The 19,476-nt window shown below is 33.9% G+C and carries 16 protein-coding genes; 13 read left to right on the top strand and 3 right to left on the bottom strand.

Going from position 1 to position 19,476, the window contains the following annotated elements; genetic code table 11:
* Window positions 1-96 precede the first annotated feature (96 nt).
* Entirely contained in the window at window positions 97-1,332 is a 1,236-nt protein-coding gene (locus tag AN960_RS11055) for an MFS transporter (RefSeq protein WP_056470977.1), read from the bottom strand.
* 155 nt (window positions 1,333-1,487) lie between these two features.
* Window positions 1,488-1,967: a MarR family transcriptional regulator gene (locus AN960_RS11050; protein WP_056470974.1), complete on the bottom strand. Its 480-nt coding sequence runs from the start codon at window positions 1,965-1,967 to the stop codon at window positions 1,488-1,490.
* A gap of 408 nt (window positions 1,968-2,375) precedes the next feature.
* Here AN960_RS11050 and murI point away from each other — a divergent pair, with 408 nt between their 5' ends.
* Both murI and AN960_RS11040 read left to right on the top strand, forming a co-directional pair.
* On the top strand, window positions 2,376-3,152 hold the full coding sequence (gene murI / locus AN960_RS11045; protein ID WP_056470970.1) for a glutamate racemase: 777 nt from the start codon (window positions 2,376-2,378) through the stop codon (window positions 3,150-3,152).
* A 122-nt stretch (window positions 3,153-3,274) separates the two neighbouring features.
* Window positions 3,275-3,469 (top strand): hypothetical protein, encoded by a 195-nt coding sequence (locus AN960_RS11040; RefSeq protein WP_056470967.1) that lies wholly within the window; start codon window positions 3,275-3,277, stop codon window positions 3,467-3,469.
* A 58-nt stretch (window positions 3,470-3,527) separates the two neighbouring features.
* Here AN960_RS11040 and AN960_RS11035 read toward each other — a convergent pair whose 3' ends face one another.
* Entirely contained in the window at window positions 3,528-5,225 is a 1,698-nt protein-coding gene (locus tag AN960_RS11035) for an Rqc2 family fibronectin-binding protein (RefSeq protein ID WP_056470965.1), read from the bottom strand.
* Between the two features lie 695 nt (window positions 5,226-5,920).
* On the opposite strand from AN960_RS11035, the gene AN960_RS11030 reads away from it, so the two are divergent.
* The 11 genes from AN960_RS11030 (at window position 5,921) to AN960_RS10980 (ending at window position 19,476) form a co-directional block, all read left to right on the top strand.
* Window positions 5,921-8,593 carry a calcium-translocating P-type ATPase, SERCA-type gene (locus tag AN960_RS11030; protein ID WP_056470963.1) on the top strand — a complete coding sequence of 891 codons (2,673 nt, stop codon included), beginning with the start codon at window positions 5,921-5,923 and terminating at the stop codon, window positions 8,591-8,593.
* Window positions 8,594-8,739: 146 nt separating this feature from the next.
* Complete coding sequence (locus tag AN960_RS11025; protein ID WP_056470960.1) at window positions 8,740-9,609, top strand: YicC/YloC family endoribonuclease; 870 nt, start codon at window positions 8,740-8,742, stop codon at window positions 9,607-9,609.
* A 154-nt stretch (window positions 9,610-9,763) separates the two neighbouring features.
* Window positions 9,764-10,381: a guanylate kinase gene (gene gmk, locus AN960_RS11020; RefSeq protein WP_056470957.1), complete on the top strand. Its 618-nt coding sequence runs from the start codon at window positions 9,764-9,766 to the stop codon at window positions 10,379-10,381.
* A 3-nt stretch (window positions 10,382-10,384) separates the two neighbouring features.
* Window positions 10,385-10,597, top strand: coding sequence for a DNA-directed RNA polymerase subunit omega (rpoZ, locus tag AN960_RS11015; RefSeq protein WP_056470954.1), 213 nt, complete (start codon window positions 10,385-10,387; stop codon window positions 10,595-10,597).
* Window positions 10,598-10,959: 362 nt separating this feature from the next.
* Window positions 10,960-12,165: a bifunctional phosphopantothenoylcysteine decarboxylase/phosphopantothenate--cysteine ligase CoaBC gene (coaBC, locus tag AN960_RS11010; protein ID WP_056470951.1), complete on the top strand. Its 1,206-nt coding sequence runs from the start codon at window positions 10,960-10,962 to the stop codon at window positions 12,163-12,165.
* Window positions 12,162-14,561: a primosomal protein N' gene (gene priA / locus AN960_RS11005; protein ID WP_056470947.1), complete on the top strand. Its 2,400-nt coding sequence runs from the start codon at window positions 12,162-12,164 to the stop codon at window positions 14,559-14,561. The genes coaBC and priA overlap by 4 nt, the downstream gene beginning before the upstream one ends.
* A gap of 289 nt (window positions 14,562-14,850) precedes the next feature.
* On the top strand, window positions 14,851-15,324 hold the full coding sequence (gene def, locus AN960_RS11000; RefSeq protein ID WP_056470946.1) for a peptide deformylase: 474 nt from the start codon (window positions 14,851-14,853) through the stop codon (window positions 15,322-15,324).
* 8 nt (window positions 15,325-15,332) lie between these two features.
* Entirely contained in the window at window positions 15,333-16,277 is a 945-nt protein-coding gene (fmt, locus tag AN960_RS10995) for a methionyl-tRNA formyltransferase (protein WP_056470943.1), read from the top strand.
* 1 nt (window position 16,278) lies between these two features.
* The gene (rsmB, locus tag AN960_RS10990; RefSeq protein WP_056470940.1) at window positions 16,279-17,625 is read left to right on the top strand and encodes a 16S rRNA (cytosine(967)-C(5))-methyltransferase RsmB; all 1,347 of its coding nucleotides are present in this window, start codon (window positions 16,279-16,281) and stop codon (window positions 17,623-17,625) included.
* Window positions 17,626-17,627: 2 nt separating this feature from the next.
* Entirely contained in the window at window positions 17,628-18,719 is a 1,092-nt protein-coding gene (rlmN, locus tag AN960_RS10985) for a dual-specificity RNA methyltransferase RlmN (RefSeq protein ID WP_172795408.1), read from the top strand.
* A gap of 4 nt (window positions 18,720-18,723) precedes the next feature.
* The gene (locus AN960_RS10980) at window positions 18,724-19,476 is read left to right on the top strand and encodes a Stp1/IreP family PP2C-type Ser/Thr phosphatase (protein WP_056470937.1); all 753 of its coding nucleotides are present in this window, start codon (window positions 18,724-18,726) and stop codon (window positions 19,474-19,476) included.

Raw genomic sequence — 19,476 nt, 5'->3', positions numbered from 1 at the left:
TTCAATTCCACCTCATTAGAAATAGAGAGAGAAATAACGGCGGTATCTTACTTAGTCCGCCGTATCCTATAGGTGATGTTTAGGGATGTTTACTCTTTATCTATTTTTAAACCTACCCTTATTCAATACTGATGCTGCTACTGCTATAAGGAGTATACCCATAAAAGCGGGTGCAGCATGACCGAGTGTTACATAGATTTGACCTCCTATAATCGGCCCAATTATTCTTGCTAAAGCCTGAATAGATTGGCTACCTCCTTGGATTCTGCCTTGTTCACTAGGATCAGCAGTCTTGGAGACCATTCCATTGAATGAAGGCCCAAAGATTGAATCACCAAACCCAAATATAAACATTCCAACAATAAGAAGAGGATAGTATGAAAATAAAGCCGATGCAGCAATAAGACTGTAGCCTATAATTTCTGAAACCATTCCAAGAGTTGCTATTTGTGAATCACTAAATTTAATTAACAGCTTTGGCATGATGAAACCTTGTGAAATGATGTCTTGGACACCCATAATTGAGAACATTAGTCCAATAAGTACAGGCTCCCAATTGAATGTATCGATTGTAAATTGTGAAAAAACTGCCTGTATTGATCCGTTCGGTATCCAAAGTAGGAACGCTGAGATGAGTAGCCATTTTAAGTTTTTTATGGAAAGTATGTTTACAAGCTGGCTGAATGGATTCAGTCTTACAAAGGTAATCTTTTTTAGTCTATTATTTATATCAAGGCTCTCGGGCATATATAAGATTCCAAAAACAAAATTTAGTAAAGTTATGATTGCTCCAAAATACATTGGTACTGAATAGCCAAACTTGGCAAGTAATCCACCAATAGTAGGTCCAATTGCGGCTCCTACACCTGCAACGGCACTTACCCACCCGAAGTATTTGGTTCGCTTTTCACTTGGTGTGATGTCTGCAAAATATGCGAAGATTGTGCTTATGCTCCCGCCAGTTATCCCTTCTATTATACGTCCAGCAAAAAGGACCCAAAGAGCTCCTCCGATGCCAAAAACTAAGTAGCCGATAGCGGAACCTAAAAGGGATATTAAAAGTATTGGACGACGACCAAATCTGTCGCTTAATGCTCCTAGTCCGGGAGCTGCAAAAAACACGCATAAGGCATAAACAGAAGTCAACAACGTAACAACTATGGCTTGATCTCCTGGATTGCTGATATAAGGCTGTACTAAGTATGGTATGACCGGTGTGATGATACTAAAGCCTATTCCGCAAAGAAAGACAGACATTAGACCGAAAAGTAAAGCTTTTTTATCTATGGTTTGTTCCAGTTTCTGTTCTTTGAGTGATCTAAATTTGAACAATTATATTCTCCTCTCAATAACGATAATTTTGATTCCTAGGAAACATATTTATCGTACGAGGATATTGTTTCCTTGTCAACAATAATATTAAAATAAAAAACAGCCTATTCTCTCATAGAGTTGGGCTGCTTAGGGATCATCTTTACTATTTAAATTTATTCCGGTTTACGATCGATATCGATTCCTTGTGTCTTTATTTCTGCATCTAAATGATTACAATAATTGTTCACGAAGTTAAGCATACTGTCGAATTGTTCTTCGGTTATTTGATCAAATACAGCTTGATCTCGCTCTCGAAACTTTTTATGTAGTTCTTCATGGATATTGTCTATTACTTTTCCTTGCTCAGTAAGCCTAAAATAGATTTCTTTCTTATTATCTGGTTTCTGGTAGCTTTCAATCAGTCCCTTATTTATAAGCTTCTTTGTTATTTTAGTAATGGCACCTCTTGTCATATATAAGGAATCAGCAAGTTTGGTCACGTTGGAATCTACATTTTTCCCAATGTATTCGATACAATGTACTTCAGAAGATTGATACCCTTTAAGAGCCTCTTCCATCTTAAACTTATTAAGCCAAACCATCTTGTTAAATACGTCCCTAAAACCCATTATAAGCTGTTCTTCTTTGTTCATAGTCAATCCTCCAACCCGTTGGTTCATTAACAATATTATATAAAATATTGTTTCTGTTTCAACAATATTAAAATCATTATTTTAAGAATAGGTGAAAGGAGGGCTAGAAGTATATAAGTGAATAAAGTTGTTCCACAAGTAGTAAATATACACGTAACGAGTTTTTCATCTAAAATAATCATTTTGAATGTTTAGGGAATAGTGAGAAATATAGGTATAGCAAGCTTGACATGAATTGAGAATTTTTCCTTCATGAGTTAACTATTTTCTGAAAAGTTTACATTCATCCGTAATTAGGTTAATTTAGTATTATATATTTGTAAAAGTTTGTCTCTATTGAGTAATGTTATGATTTGTTGACACTTTCACAAATGACTTCATTAAATTAAAATTATTAGGTGAATTGAAATGAGAATAGCTTTTTTTGACTCAGGAATTGGTGGGTTAACTGTCTTAAATGAGGCACTGAAAAAATTACCAAATGAAGATTTTTTATATTTTGCTGATACTCTTCACGTTCCTTATGGCACAAAGTCGAAGGAAGAAGTAAGTGCATTTGTAAAAAAGTCTGTTGAAATGATTATTAAAGAAGATGTAAAAGCATTAGTAATTGCATGTAATACGGCGACTAGTATTGCAGTAAATGAATTGAGAGAAATGTATGATTTTCCGATTATCGGTATGGAACCGGCTGTAAAACCAGCTGTTGAAATGAACAGAACAACTGGTAAGAGAGTATTAGTTTTTGCGACGCCACTAACCTTAAAGCAAACAAAGTATAATGAGCTTATATCTAGGGTGGACGATCTAAGTATTGTAGACTCATTGCCTTTACCAGAGCTTGTTCATTATTGTGAGGAATTAAATTTTGATGAAAACTTTATGATTGATTATTTTAAAAGTAAACTTTCATTATTTAATATTGAGCAATATGGAACAATTGTTTTGGGTTGTACTCATTATCCTTTTTATAAAAACATCTTAAAAAAGATTTTACCTGAAGATGTTCAAATTGTTGATGGAAGTAATGGTACTGTAAAAAGATTATTCCAGTTACTTGGAGAAAATGGCCAATTAAATGAAACTGGTCAAACAAATGTCAAATTTATGTGTTCGAATAATGACATAGAATATATTGAGAAGACAAAACAGGCATTAAGCTACTTACAAAATAAAAAGAGATAAGCTAGATTTAGCTTATCTCTTTTTATTTTTAAATACAGGTCTAATATTGTTTATGATCGAATAGTTGTTAAAGTCAATCTTTTGAAAACTTTTATCTATAAGAGAGGGGAGATTGTATTTAGATGGTAAAAGTAAGGGATGTATTAAAGTATTTCGGCGTCATTACGATGCTATTTTTTGCTGCTTATTTAATCATTAAATATATAAGAGAAGATGAGATTTTCTTGAATTTAATTTTTGGATTTTGCGTAGGACTTGTATTATTTTTAGGATCAATAGTAAGTAGTAAAAATGAAAAAGTTGAAATGAAAAAGTAAATAGGTTTGCACAGTAGGTCATGAAAAAAATGGTGCCATTTTTATAGGCACCATTTTTTTATTTCTTCAATTTTAAAACAAGTTCTTCATCAGGTGTTACATACACCGTATTGTTTTGTTCGTAAATGACAAAACCTGGTTTGGAACCATTTGGTTTTTTAACATGGCGAATTTCTGTGTAATCGACTGGGACCGAGCTTGATTGACGCGCTTTACTAAAATATGCAGCGATAATAGCTGCTTCTTTAATTGCATTTTCACTAGGATCCTTAGCACGAATGACAACATGGGAGCCCGGGATATCTTTTGTATGAAACCAAAGCTCGTCCCTGCTCGCAAGTTTATTGGTTAGATAATCATTTTGTTTATTATTTTTACCGACTAATAATTGTTCACCAGTAGTAGAGATGTATTCATCTAATGTAACTTTTTGTTTGTTTGACTTTTGGGCTTTTTTCGATTTTTTCTTTCTTATATAACCCGTTTCCACTAGTTCTTCTCTAATTTCTTCTAAATCACGTGGGGAAGCAGACTCGATTTGTTGAATAACTGTCTCTAAATAATCATTTTCTTCTATCGTTAATTTAATTTGTTCTTTAATATGTGCTACCGAATTTTTAAGCTTAGTATATTTTGTGAAATAAGCTTGTGCATTTTCAGAAGGTGTTTTTAATGGTGATAACGGTATGACCATTGTGGCACCATTTTCGTCATAGTAATTAATTACTTCAATTTCTTTCATACCTTTTTGTAGTGCAAACATATTTGCAGTAAGCAATTCGCCTTGTAACTGAATTTTATCTGCTTTATCAGTATCTTCAAGACTTTTGTGTAATTTTTTAATTTTTTTCTTGTTTTTTGTAAGTTCATTTTGTAACAGTTTTTCTAAATCTCCGCTTTGTTGTTTTACACGGTCACGTTCTGCTTTACCAAAGTAATAAACATCTAAAAGTTCACTTAAGCTAGCGAAAACAGTTTGTTCGGCTTGTAAGTGAGATAAGTTTATGAAATAAAACATTTCTCTTGATTCTAAGCGGAAAAGTGAAGGAGTAAACTTTTTTAATTGTATTTCATTCATGATTGTTTTAAACGAATTATATACATCTTCTTTTCCATTATAGACAATTTCATTTGCGAGTAATGGAGAGATTCCGGAGAACTGCTGAACAATTGCTTCGGATGGTGACACCTCACCTTGGTTTATAATTTGATTAAACTCCTCTACAGAAATAACTTGAAATGGATCATGTTTTTCTTGATTTGGAGGAGAAATATAAGTTGCACCGGGTTGTACAATTCGATGACGATTCACTGCCATCGGTACATGCTTAATACTGTCTAAGATTATTTGTCTTTCTTCATCAATTAAAATGATATTACTATGTCTACCCATTAATTCGATGATCAATGTTCGGTATTGTTCATCACCAATTTCATTTCTACTACGAACTTTAATGTTAACGATTCGCTCGTGTTCTAATTGTGTAATGCTTTCAATGAACCCACCGTTTAAATGTTTTCTTAAAAGCATTGTAAACATTGATGGTTCTGATGGGGTATCGTAGTTTTGATTTGTAAAATGGAATCTTGCGTAACTAGGGTGAGCACTTAATAATAGTTTGTAATTGGCACCATTTGCTCTCACGGTAAGTAGTACTTCATAGTTACTTGGTTGTACAATTTTTGATATTCTTCCAGTTGTTAGTAGAGCTACTTCGTTTGTCATAGCTCCTGTAAAAAGTCCGTCAAAAGACATATGTATCACGTCCTACTCTTTAAAACACTATTTTTTTATTATTATAATTTTTAATCATTATAAATAAAATGATGAGGTTATTAAATTTGACCAAATATCAATTAGAATAAGGACGTTGATTTCCACTGCAGGATGCTCGCTTTCCATGGGGCGGAACCTGAGCCTCCTCGTTCTGTGCGGGGTCTCAGGCTTTCCGCATTTCCCATAGGAGTCGAGCACCCTTCCGTTCCAATCACTTCTCTAATTGTATTCAATTCTAATTCAATTATAAGTTCAATAAAATGATGGGGATTCAAAGTAACTTAAGTGACTTAATAACCATGAAAAAAGAACGTTGTTTTTACTCTGGAATGGACGAATTACTGAAAATCAAATTATATGGAACGGGAAAGATATTAAATTAAAAAATGTAAAAGTCCATACAAACGTATTTCCTGATTTCTTCTCGAACTACACTCAATTTATTTAGTCCCAACATAATTCATAAACTAGGACATATCCATTAAATAAACAATCAGAAATTTTTCATAGAATTTAATCATACAATATCTTGATTGGTCTTGTCAGAGTTCTAGTTGGTTAAAAGTTAGATTTATTTTCATCATTATATCATTTATTTGGACGAGTCTGAATATGCTTTTATGAGAGGTAAGGGGGACAACTTACCTAATGTTTAATTAGGGGTGAACGCGGGTATGAATTTTTATCGGATGAGAGCGGAAGAAGTCGTGCAAGTAACGAATACAAATGTTTCCTCCGGTTTAACTGATGAGGAGGTAAAGCAAAGGCGAGCAACTTTTGGGGCAAATGAATTAAAGGAATCAGAGAAAACTTCCAAACTCGTTTTATTTTTAAATCAGTTTAATGATTTTATGGTATTTGTTCTATTAGGCGCAACGATTATATCAATCTTTTTAAAGGAAGTAGTAGATGCAGTTGCGATTATGGCAATTGTATTAATTAACGGGATTTTAGGATATTTTCAAGAAGCTAAGGCAGAGAGATCATTAGAAGCTTTGAAAGAATTGGCTGCTCCACAAGTAAATGTTTTACGTGACGGGCAGTTTGTTAAGCTCCCTTCAAGAGATTTAGTTGTTGGGGATATTATTAAGTTTTCAAGTGGCGATCGGATTGGTGCTGATATTCGCATAATCGAAGCATCAAGTTTATACATAGAAGAATCAGCGCTAACAGGTGAATCTGTTCCGGTTCAAAAAAGATTTGAATCAATTCAGGCCGATGATATTGGTATTGGTGATCAAGATAATATGGGCTTTATGGGAACACTCGTTACGCGTGGAAATGGTAAAGGAGTTGTTGTTTCCACAGGAATGAAAACAGCAATGGGGCAAATTGCGAATTTACTTCAAAATACAGAAACCATTGTTACACCTTTACAAAGACGATTAGAACAATTAGGTAAAATATTAATTATTCTTGCATTATTTTTAACAGCTTTAGTTGTATTTATCGGTGTATATCAAGGAAATGAATTATATCATATGTTTTTAGCGGGTGTGTCACTTGCAGTTGCTGCGATTCCTGAAGGCTTGCCAGCAATTGTAACGGTTGCTTTATCACTGGGTGTGCAACGAATGATTAAAAAGAAAGCAATCGTTCGAAAGCTTCAAGCGGTTGAAACATTAGGATGTGCTTCAGTCATTTGTTCAGATAAAACAGGGACTATGACGGAAAATAAAATGACAGTTACAAATATTTGGTCGGGTGGGTCTAGTTTTGAAGTAACAGGAAATGGATATGCAATCGATGGAGAATTTACGAATAAAGAGAGAACCATTAATCCAACATTAAATAAACAATTATTTCAAACACTTGTATTCGGTTCTATATGTAGTGATGCACAATTAATTCAAAAGAAAAAAGAAATCGTACTAGATGGTGATCCTACTGAAGGTGCGATTGTTGTTGCGGGTTATAAAGCTGGGATCAACCGAGAATACGTAAATTCTAATTTTACTAGAATACATGAGCTTCCTTTTGATAGTACACGGAAAATGATGTCGGTCGTTGTGAAAAATCGTTCAGGTGAACAGTTTGTAATTACGAAGGGTGCACCAGACGTCTTACTTTCAAAATGTAATTCAATTTTATGGCATGAAAGAGAAGAACAATTAAACACGTTTAGACAAAATGCAGTGGAAAGTACAATTGAAACTTATGCAAATAATGCACTTCGTACGATTGCGATTGCTTTTAAACCTTTAAATCCAAATTCGATCTTAGATGAAAGGGATCTCGAAAGCAATTTAACATTTATTGGTTTACAAGGGATGATTGACCCACCAAGAGCAGAAGTTGCACAAGCTGTTCAAGAATGTAAAGAAGCTGGTATTAGGACGATTATGATTACTGGGGATCATAAGTTAACTGCTTCTAGTATTGCTAGAAAACTAGGAATCTTAAGAGATAACGGTAGAGTAGTTGAAGGAAAAGAATTAGATGCACTTTCTGTAGAGCAGATTCAGGAATTTGTTGAAGATGCTGCTGTATTTGCCCGAGTTTCACCTGAACATAAATTAAAAATTGTTAAAGCACTACAAGCGAATGGACATATTGTAGCAATGACTGGTGATGGCGTAAATGATGCACCAGCAATTAAAGCATCGGATATTGGAATTTCAATGGGGATTACAGGTACAGATGTAGCAAAGGAAGCTTCAGCATTAGTTTTACTGGATGATAATTTTGCTACGATCAAGTCTGCAATTAAAGAAGGACGTAATATTTATAGTAATATTCGTAAATTTATCCGTTATTTATTAGCTTCAAATGTAGGTGAAATTTTAGTTATGTTGTTTGCGATGTTATTAGCGCTACCTTTACCACTTGTTCCAGTACAAATTCTATGGGTAAATCTAGTGACTGATGGCTTACCTGCAATGGCATTAGGTGTTGATTCAGCTGAAGATGATGTAATGAAAAGAAGTCCTCGTTCATTATCAGAAGGGATATTTGCAAGAGGTTTAGGATGGAAAATTATTTCAAGAGGATTTTTAATTGGATTTGTCACACTATTAGCATTCATTATTTCCTATAATCAGCATCCGAATCAACTTGAATACGCACAAACAGTAGCATTCTCCACATTAGTTTTAGCTCAATTAATTCATGTATTTGATTGTAGAAGTGAACGATCCATTTTTCATCGAAATGTATTTGGAAATTTATATTTAATTGGTGCTGTTATCGTTTCAATGTTATTAATGCTTGTTGTTATTTACTACCCACCATTACAACCTATTTTCAAAACGATTCCGATCGTACCTAGAGATTGGTTCTTAATTGGAGGTCTTTCATCAATTCCAACTTTTATGCTTGCAGGAGCATTATTTACAAAGAAAAAATAATTTGCGAACAAAATGGATAACCAATTTAAAATATGTTATAATTCCTTAAGGTAGTAGAGGTATGCTCTATTACCTTTTCTCTTTTACATATTGAATAAAATTTGGAAATAAATTAGAGAGAAAATTAGTGTATTGGAAGTGGAACAATGGTCGTAAGTATGACAGGGTATGGTAAAGCCATTTTGTCAAATGAACAGTACAAAATACATATTGAAATGAAAGCAGTGAATCATCGATACTTAGAGACAATCGTTCGAATGCCGAGGCAATTATTAGCATATGAAGATGCAATTAAGAAAATTGTAGCTGAGTATACTAGTCGAGGTCGAGTTGAGGTTTTTGTTACAATTGAGGGCTTATTACAACGTACATTACAAATAGATGAAGGCTTAATTCAACAATATAAAAAAGCGATTGAAAATCTATCAGGTGAAGAGCAAAATAAATCTTCTTATAATCCAATCGATTTATTAAAGCTACCTGAAGTTACTACAGTAAGTGAAGTAGAACAAATCAATGATAATTTTGAAGAATTATTATTAACGACTACTGAAAATGCATGTCAGCAATTTTTTGATGTTAAGTGCAAAGAAGGTGGACAACTTAAAAAAGATTTATTAGAGAGATTAACAGCAATTGAAGAATGTAAAAAACAGATTACAGTGCATTCTCCTCTTGTTTTGAAATCATATCGTGAAAAGCTTCAATCTAAATTAGCGGAAGTTGAATTAACAGCCGTTGATGAGCAAAGATTATTAACAGAAATTATGCTCTTTGCAGATCGATGTGACATATCTGAAGAATTAGTTCGACTAACTAGTCATTTAGAATTGTTTAATGAAACTTTACAAATAAAGGAATCGATTGGGCGGAAACTAGATTTCATCGTACAAGAAATGAATCGAGAAGTGAATACGATTGGTTCTAAAGCAAATTCATTAGATATTTCTAAACAAGTTGTTGAAATTAAAAATAATCTTGAAAAAATTAGAGAGCAAGTTCAAAATATTGAATAATGTAAAAGATTTGTTTATAGTTGCAAAGGTCCGGTAACAATGTGAAATAGAAGACTAATTAATTTTTGATTAATTGACTCTAAACACGCAGATGTAACAATAGATTGACCTTTAATAAATAAAACTGTCTAGAATTAGAAGGGTAGGGTCATAAATGAGGCATGAAAGAGGCTTATTAATCGTACTTTCTGGTCCATCAGGAGTAGGTAAAGGTACGGTGCGTAAAGCTATTTTTGATAATAAGGACTTAGATCTGCAATATAGTATTTCGATGACGACAAGAAATCCTCGTGAAGGTGAAGTACATGGAGTAGATTATTTCTTTACATCAAAAGAAGATTTCAAACAGAAAATAAATGAAAATAAGTTTCTTGAGTGGGCAGAGTTTGTAGGTAATTACTATGGAACACCAATTGATTATGTTGAAAAAACATTAAGCGAAGGAAAAGACATTTTCCTAGAAATTGAAGTTCAAGGTGCCCTGCAAGTAAAAAAAGCTTTTTCTGAAGGGATTTTTATTTTCTTAGCCCCTCCGAGTATGAGAGAATTACAAAATAGAATTGTAACAAGAGGTACAGAAACTGAAGATGTGATTATGAATCGTATGAATGCAGCAAAAGAAGAAATAGAAATGATGGATGCTTACGATTATGTAGTTGAAAATGATCAAGTTGATTTAGCTTGTGACCGTATTAAAGCAATTATTTTAAGTGAACATTTAAAACGTGAACGAGTTGCAAATTATTATAAAAGAATGATGGAGGCCGAATAAACTATGTTATATCCTTCGATTGACCGTTTATTAACAAAATTAGACTCAAAATATACGCTAGTAACAGTTGCTTCAAAGCGTGCTCGCGAAATGCAAGTAAATAAAGATACTCGTGTTGAAAAACCGGTATCTGATAAATTTGTAGGAAAAGCATTAGAAGAAATTAATGCTGGCTTATTATCTTATAGAAAACTTGAAGAAGTTAAAGGAGATTAATATTTAACTGTGTGATGAGGCTGTCCCAAAACATTTGCTAATTTTCCATATGACTAAAAAGGACAACGTGGTGTTTAACACCTCTCCTAAAAGTTTCGTGGTGATTAGAAATGGGGGCAGTCTTATTTTTGTGATAAAATGGCGACGAGCAGTTTTATAAACGAAAAGCGCTGATTTAAGAAAAAGGGATAAGTGCAACTAGGCATCTGAGTTATACGATTAGGAATATTGTGAGTTTTTTTAGAAAAATCCTATAACATTTATTTCAAACATATTTGTGGTATCTTAGACATAGAACATCCAAAAGACCTATTTTTTGACATATTACATAGAAAGAATAAAATTTGAAAGGGTGAAGGTGAGTGGAACAAAAAAAGATTCTCCTATGTGTTTCAGGTGGAATTGCAGTCTATAAAGCAGCAGCACTTACAAGTAAACTAGTACAAGCAGGATATGACGTTAAAGTAATGATGAGCTTATCCGCTACAAAATTTGTGACACCTTTAACGTTTCAAGCTTTATCAAGAAATGATGTTTATATAGATACTTTTGATGAAAAAGATAGTGCAAAAATTGCACATATCAATTTAGGTGATTGGCCTGATTTAATAATCGTTGCTCCAGCGACTGCTAATACAATTGGAAAATTAGCAAATGGTCTTGGAGATGAAATGATTCAGGCAACATTACTAGCTGCAACAAAACCAGTTTGGATCGCACCAGCTATGAATGTTAATATGTATAACCATCCGATTGTTCAAAAGAATATGAACATATTGAAAGAGATTGGTCATCGATTTATTGAGCCAAATGAAGGGTATTTAGCATGTGGCTATGTAGGAAAAGGTAGATTAGCAGAGCCTGAAGAAATTGTTCAATTCGTGAATGAACATTTCCAAAGAGAAGTTGGTTTATTAAAAGGTAAAAAAATTATCATTTCTGCCGGTCCAACAGTTGAAAAAATTGATCCAGTTCGCTTTGTTTCAAATCATTCAACGGGTAAGATGGGCTATAGTATTGCAGAAGTTGCAGTCTCTTTAGGTGCAGACGTAATCCTCGTTTCTGGACCAACCAATTTAACGCCACCTGAAGGCTGTAAATTGATCCAAACTGAGTCTGCGGAGCAAATGTTTGAAGCGATTTGGTCTTATTATAATGAAGCGGATGTTGTCATAAAAACAGCAGCGGTTGCTGATTACACACCTTCAATTACTTATGATTCAAAAGTGAAAAAAGCTGATGGTGATCTTTCAATTGCTTTTAAGCGTACGAAAGATATTCTTCTAACTTTAGGTCAACATAAAACACATCAAATTTTAGTAGGGTTTGCTGCAGAAACTGATCAAGTAGATGAGTATGCAAAAAGTAAACTTTTAAAGAAAAATGCAGATATGATTGTTGCAAATGATGTGACGAAAACAGGGGCTGGTTTTGGATCTGATACGAATATTGTAACCATTTTTAAGCGGAATGGTGAAGTGAAGCCACTTCCTAAAATGAGTAAAAAAGAAGTAGCAGAAGAAATACTACTTGAAGTTCATCACTTATTAAATGAGGTAGAAAGATGACATACGCATCAGTTTTAGTTGATGTATCAGTCAGACAAACAGATCGTCCTTTTGATTATAAAGTACCAACTAGGTGGCAAGAAGCAATACAACCTGGAATGCGTGTAATAGTGCCATTTGGGCCAAGGAAAGTTCAAGGTTTTGTATTGTCTATAAAAGAAACAACTAATTTAGAGAAGGTTAAAGAAATTGAAGAAGTTCTTGATGTCATGCCAGTTTTAACAGAAGAACTTCTTCTTTTAGGTTCTTATTTATCCCAAAAAACACTTTGTTTTTTCATTTCTGCATATCAAGCAATGCTTCCGACAGCTATTAAAGCTGTTTATAAAAAACATGTTCAAGTTACATCTGAAGAAGCTTTAGATCAATTAGTTCCGGAATTAGCAAATCTATTTTCGATCGTGAAAAGAAGAGAATGGACTGAAATAGAAAGTCTTGTTAGTAAAATTTCATTAGTTCAACGAGCTATAAAAGAAGGACTGCTTGAAATTGAATATGAAGTGAAAAATAAAGCAAATAAAAAAACAGAACGTGTAGTTTCTCTATTAAAAGTATTAGATGAAGAATTACCTACGATCTCATCTCCACAACAAAAAGACATTATTGAATACTTACGTATGAACGGTCAAACAAGTGTGAAGGAGTTAAAAGAATGTCTTGGAATCACAGATTCACCTATAAAGACATTGGAGAAAAACGAGGTAATTTCAATTAAAACAGTTGAAGTTTATCGGGATCCTTATGAAGGTAGGGAAATAGAACGATCTAAGCCTTTACCATTAATAGAAGAACAACAGATTGCATTTGAGCAAATCGTTTCTTCATTTCATGAAAGAAAGAATAAGATTCATCTTTTACATGGAGTAACAGGAAGTGGAAAGACAGAAGTTTATTTGCAAACCATTCAAGAGGTCCTATCTGAAGGTAAAGAAGCAATCGTATTAGTACCAGAAATTTCACTTACCCCACAGATAGTAGGTCGTTTTAAAAGTAGATTTGGAAATGATGTTGCAGTTCTCCATAGTGGTTTGTCTATTGGTGAGAAATATGATGAATGGAGAAAGATTCAAAGAAAAGAAGTTAAGGTAGTAGTGGGAGCCCGTTCAGCTATATTTGCACCATTTGAAAACATTGGAATGATCATCATTGATGAAGAACACGAGACAACCTATAAACAAGATGAACATCCAAGATATCATGCAAGAGATATAGCAATTTGGAGAGGAGAATATCATCATTGTCCTATCGTTTTAGGAAGTGCAACTCCTACTCTAGAATCATTTGCAAGAGCTGGTAAAGGTGTTTACGAGCTAAATACAATGTCCAAAAGGGTTAATCAAGGCCCATTACCTGAAGTGGAAATAGTCGATATGAGAGAACAGCTAAGAATCGGAAATCGTACGATGTTTTCTACAGCTTTACATGAAAAAATAATTGATCGATTAGAGAAGAAGGAACAAATCATCTTATTTTTAAACCGTCGAGGCTATTCTTCATTTGTAATGTGTAGAGATTGTGGTTACACAATTCAGTGCCCCCATTGCGAGGTTTCCTTAACATATCATAAACATAACCATCATCTAAAATGTCATTATTGCGGCTATGAAACCTATATGCCAAAACAATGCCCATCGTGCCAGAGTGAACATATTCGCTTTTTTGGAACTGGGACGCAAAAGGTAGAGGAAGCTATTACAAAAACGTATCCAGAAGCACGAGTAATTAGGATGGATAATGATACGACTAGTCGTAAAGGTGCCCACGAAAAAATGCTTAAGCAATTTGGTAACGGTGAGGCTGATATATTACTAGGTACACAGATGATTGCAAAAGGACTTGATTTTCCAAATGTTACATTGGTTGGTGTTTTAGCAGCAGATAGTTCACTTCATTTACCAGATTTCAGAGCAAGTGAGCGAACATTTAGCTTATTAACACAAGTAAGTGGAAGAGCTGGTCGTCATGAAAAACCAGGTGAAGTAGTCATACAAACATATTCACCAGAGCATTATAGTATTGAATTAGCTAAAACACAGGACTATGTTGCGTTTTATGAAGAAGAAATGAAAATAAGACGCTCATTTCGCTACCCACCTTTTTATTATTTAGTTTTAATATCAATAGCACATAGTGATTTGATAAAAACAGTAAAAGTAAGTGAACAAATTGCAGGCTATTTAAGAGAGTACTTATCAGAAGGATCAATTGTACTCGGACCAGTAGCATCACCAATCGCAAAAATAAAAGACCATTTCCGTTATCAATGTGTGATAAAATACAAATCTGAACCTGCACTCTACGACGTACTAAACCGAATCCAACAATACTACCAAGACGAAACGGACAAAGGTAAACTACAATTAACAATCGACTTTCAACCTACTATGTTTATGTAACGAAAAGTGGAGGCGACTGGTTAGACCCGACAAGCATAAGACAAAGGCCGATTAAGGTTGGTTTTTACCTTAATTGGACTTTGTCTTATGACCTCGAGGGGCTAGGAGCCGGAACTAGACAAAACGAAAAGCGGAAGGCGTTTGCTCAGCCCCGACACCTCGAGGGGCTAACGCCTTGAACTAGACATTCCGAAAAGTGGGTGTAACTGGTTAGACAAGACAAACATAAAACGAAGGTCTTTCTATAGAAATTAAATGAAAACGAACAATCAAGATAGGAGTTGTGAAATTGGCTTTATTAAAAATAGTAGAATTTCCAAATGAAGTACTTGAAACACCTTGTGAAAAAGTGACGTCATTTGATAAAAATTTAGTAAAACTTTTAAATAATATGTATGAGACAATGTTGGCAGCAGATGGTGTTGGTTTAGCAGCCCCACAAGTTGGAATTCTGCAACAAGTAGCTGTTGTTGATGTTGAAGATGAGAATGGAAGAATTGATTTAATTAATCCAATCGTAATGGAAACTAAAGGCGAGCAAACTGATGTTGAAGGTTGTTTAAGTTTCCCTAACTTATATGGTGATGTAACAAGACCTAGCTATGCGAAAATTAAAGCACAAAATAAACGTGGAAAATATTTTATTATAGAAGCTCGTGGATTTTTAGCTCGTGCACTTTTACATGAAATTGATCATTTAAATGGAGTTTTATTCACTTCTAAAGTCTCGAAATACTATGAAGAAAGTGAATTAGAAGGGTAGGCAAAAAAATGACAAAGATTGTTTTTATGGGGACGCCAGATTTTTCTGTTCCTGTTTTAAGAAGATTAATCGAAGAAGGATATGATGTAGTTGGTGTAGTAACTCAGCCAGACCGCCCTGTTGGTCGAAAAAGAGTGCTAACTCCACCTCCAGTTAAAGTAGAGGCTTTAAAACATAATATCCCAGTTTTACAACCTGAAAAAATTAGACTTCCAGAAGAAACGGAAAAAGTGTTGGCTTTGAAACCAGATTTAATTGTAACTGCTGCTTTTGGACAAATTCTTCCTACAGATATTCTTGAAGCTCCTAAATTTGGTTGTATAAATGTACATGCATCATTGTTACCAGAATTACGAGGTGGAGCTCCAATACACTATTCGATCATTCAAGGTAAGAGTGAAACTGGTGTAACAATTATGTATATGGTTGAAAAGTTAGATGCTGGTGATATGTTAGCCAAAGTCGTTGTTCCAATTGAAGAAAAAGATCACGTTGGGACGCTACACGATAAATTAAGTATTGCGGGTGCGAATTTACTTTCAGAAACAATCCCACCGTTATTAAAAGGTGAAATTACTGCAGTGAAGCAAGATGAAAGTAAAGTAAGCTTTGCAAAAAATATTAAACGTGAAGAAGAACAAATTAATTGGTCAAAAACTGGTGAAGAGATTTATAATCACGTAAGAGGTTTACACCCTTGGCCAGTAGCTTATACTACATTAAACGGAGAAGTTTTAAAAGTTTGGTGGGGTGAAAAAGTAAATACGAATCAAAATTCTACACCAGGTGAAATAATTGATGTTTTAAATGATGGATTATTAGTGGCAACAGGAAATCATACTGCTATCAAAATTACTGATTTACAGCCTGCTGGTAAAAAGCGAATGGAAGCAAAGCAATACATTAATGGTGCAGGTTCGTTTATTGAACGTGGAATGAAGTTAGGAGAATAACATGAGTAAAAATGTACGAGAGATTGCCTTAGAGGCTCTTCTTTCAGTTTATAAAAATCAATCGTATAGTAATTTGTTAGTAAATAACTATATTCAAAAGAATGACTTATCTTCTGCTGATTCAGGACTATTAACAGAAATAATCTATGGTACAATCCAAAGAGATCAATTATTAGATTTTTATTTAGAACCATTCATTAAAAATCAGAAGAAATTAGAAGAATGGGTTTATATATTAATAAAACTTTCATTATATCAATTGCATTTTTTAGATCGTATACCACCTCACGCAGTTTTAAATGAGGCTGTTAATATTGCTAAAAAACGAGGACATAAAGGAATTGCTTCTTTAGTAAATGGGGTTTTAAGAAATATTCAAAGAAATGGTTTACGATCAATCGATGAAATAAAGGACCCAATCGAAAAGCTTTCAATTGAAACGAATCATCCAAACTGGTTAATTGAACAATGGGTAAAAGAATTCGGAGAAGAAGAAACGAGAAAAATTTGTGAAGAGAATATACTTCCACCGTTTCAAACTGCAAGAGTAAATACAATGAAAGCAACAAGAGAAGAAGTACTTAAAATGCTTGAAGATGAAGGAGTACAGGTCAAGGAAGGAAAACTGTCTCCATTTGCAATAGAAATCCAAAAAGGAAATGTTGCTTATACGAATGCATTTAAAGATGGTTTCCTTTCAATTCAAGATGAAAGCTCGATGTTAGTTGCACAAGCACTTGGAGTTGAAAAAGGTGAAGATATATTAGATACTTGTGCGGCACCTGGAGGGAAATCAACACATATTGCTGAGTTGTTAGGCGGTACTGGTTCAGTCACTTCATTAGATTTACACAAGCATAAAGTAAAGTTAATTAAAGAACAAGCTAATCGTTTAGGGTTAGATAATATAGAAACGAAAGCTCTAGATGCAAGAAAAGCACCTGAAGAGTTTGAAGGAAGATTATTTGACAAAGTATTAGTAGATGCTCCATGTTCTGGTTTAGGGGTTATTCGTCGTAAACCAGATATTTTATTAAAAAAGAATGCTACTGATGTAACAAATTTACAAAGAGTTCAGAAGTCTATTTTAGACGAAGCTTCAAAGTTAGTTAAGCCAGGTGGAACTTTAGTATATAGCACTTGTACAGTTGGACATGAAGAAAATATTGATGTGGTCGAAGCTTTTTTAGAAGAGCATCATGAATATGAATTAGATCACTCATTAATTGATCATGTTCCGGAAAAATTAAATGAAAATAAATCGGTTCAAAAAGGGTATGTACAACTACTACCACATTATTTTGGAACGGATGGATTTTTTATTGCAAGATTAAGGAAGAAGGTGTAACGTTGAAATTAGAAAATACTACAAATTCAGTCAAAATAGAAAAAACTCATAAACCCTCAATTTACTCGTTAAAAGTGAGTGATATAGAGGATTGGTTAAAGGCGCAAAAGCAGCAGGCTTTCCGTGCTAAGCAAATTTATAATTGGCTATACGTACAACGAGTTGAAAGCTTTGAAGAAATGCAAAATATTCCAAAAGATTTACGTATGTTACTTGAAGAGAATTTTACAATAACGACATTAAAAACATTAGTTAAACAAACCTCTTCAGATGGTACTATGAAATTTTTATTTGAATTACATGATGGATATTCGATTGAAACTGTTTTAATGAGACATAATTATGGCAATTCTGTATGTGTAACGACTCAAGTAGGTTGTCGAATTGGATGTACTTTTTGTGCATCGACTCTTGGCGGTTTAAAACGAAATCTTGAAGCAGGTGAAATCGTTGCACAAGTTTTAGAAGTACAACGTGCTATTGATGAAGTTGAAGAACGAGTAAGCTCAATCGTAGTTATGGGTATAGGCGAACCATTTGATAACTATAATGGTTTAATGGATTTCTTAAGAATTGTTAATTCTGAAAAAGGCCTTAACATAGGTGCAAGACATATTACAGTATCAACAAGTGGAATCATTCCAAAAATCTATAACTTTGCAGATGAAGGTCTTCAAATTAATTTCGCGATTTCATTACATGCTCCTAACAGTGAGTTACGTTCTAAATTAATGCCAATTAATCGTGCATACAAATTACCGGATTTAATGGACGCTGTTCGTTACTATGTTGAAAAGACTGGTAGACGTGTAACGTTTGAATATGGATTATTCGGTGGTGAAAATGACCAAGTTGAGCATGCGGAAGAACTTTCTAAGTTACTTAAAGGAGTTAAATGTCATGTTAATTTAATTCCGGTTAACTATGTACCTGAAAGAGATTACGTAAGAACTCCTAAGGAACAAATTTTTGCATTTGAAAAAGTACTAAAAAACAATGGAGTTAATGTTACAATTCGTCGTGAACAAGGCCATGATATAGATGCAGCTTGTGGACAGTTGCGTGCAAAGGAGCGTAAAGAGGAGACGAGGTGAAACAATGCAAACTTTTTTTCAAACTGATACGGGGAAAGTTCGAGAGCATAATGAAGATAGCGTAGGTATATTTACGAACGATTCTGGAATCGTATTAGCTGTAGTTGCTGATGGAATGGGTGGCCATTTAGCGGGTGAGGTTGCCAGTATGATGGCCATCAATTTCCTTGAAGCAGAGTGGAAAAATACTAGTAATTTTGAAACACCGATCGAAGCCGAATCATGGCTAAAAAATATTGTAGCGCAATTAAATACAAACTTATTAGTTCATTCAGAGCAAAATGAAGAGTGCAAGGGTATGGGGACAACCCTTGAAGCGATAATTTGTACTCCTTTATTTTTTACGATTGCACATATAGGTGATAGTAGAAGTTATTTGAGGAATGATGAAGGGTTTAAGCAAATAACAGAAGATCATACTTTTGTAGCTGAACTAGTTAAATTTGGGCAAATTTCTATGGAGGATGCAGAAATTCATCCTCGTAAAAATGTTATTACGCGAGCACTTGGTACTGAGGAAACAGTTGATGTTGATATTAAAACTTTAACTTGGGAAGAAGATGATTTAATCATTTTATGTTCAGATGGTTTATCTAATAAAATATCAAATGAACTTTTTAATGAAAAATTAAATGAAAATCTACCAATCGATCTTCTCGGTAACCAGTTGATTTCACTTGCAAATGACTTTGGTGGAGAAGATAACATCACGCTTGCCATTATTAAGTTTGAGCCTAGAAATATAGAGAAAGGGTGA

Source organism: Bacillus sp. FJAT-25509 (genome assembly GCF_001420605.1).
GTDB lineage: Bacteria > Bacillota > Bacilli > Bacillales > Bacillaceae_G > Gottfriedia.
This window is presented reverse-complemented; position numbering and strand designations above follow the sequence as displayed.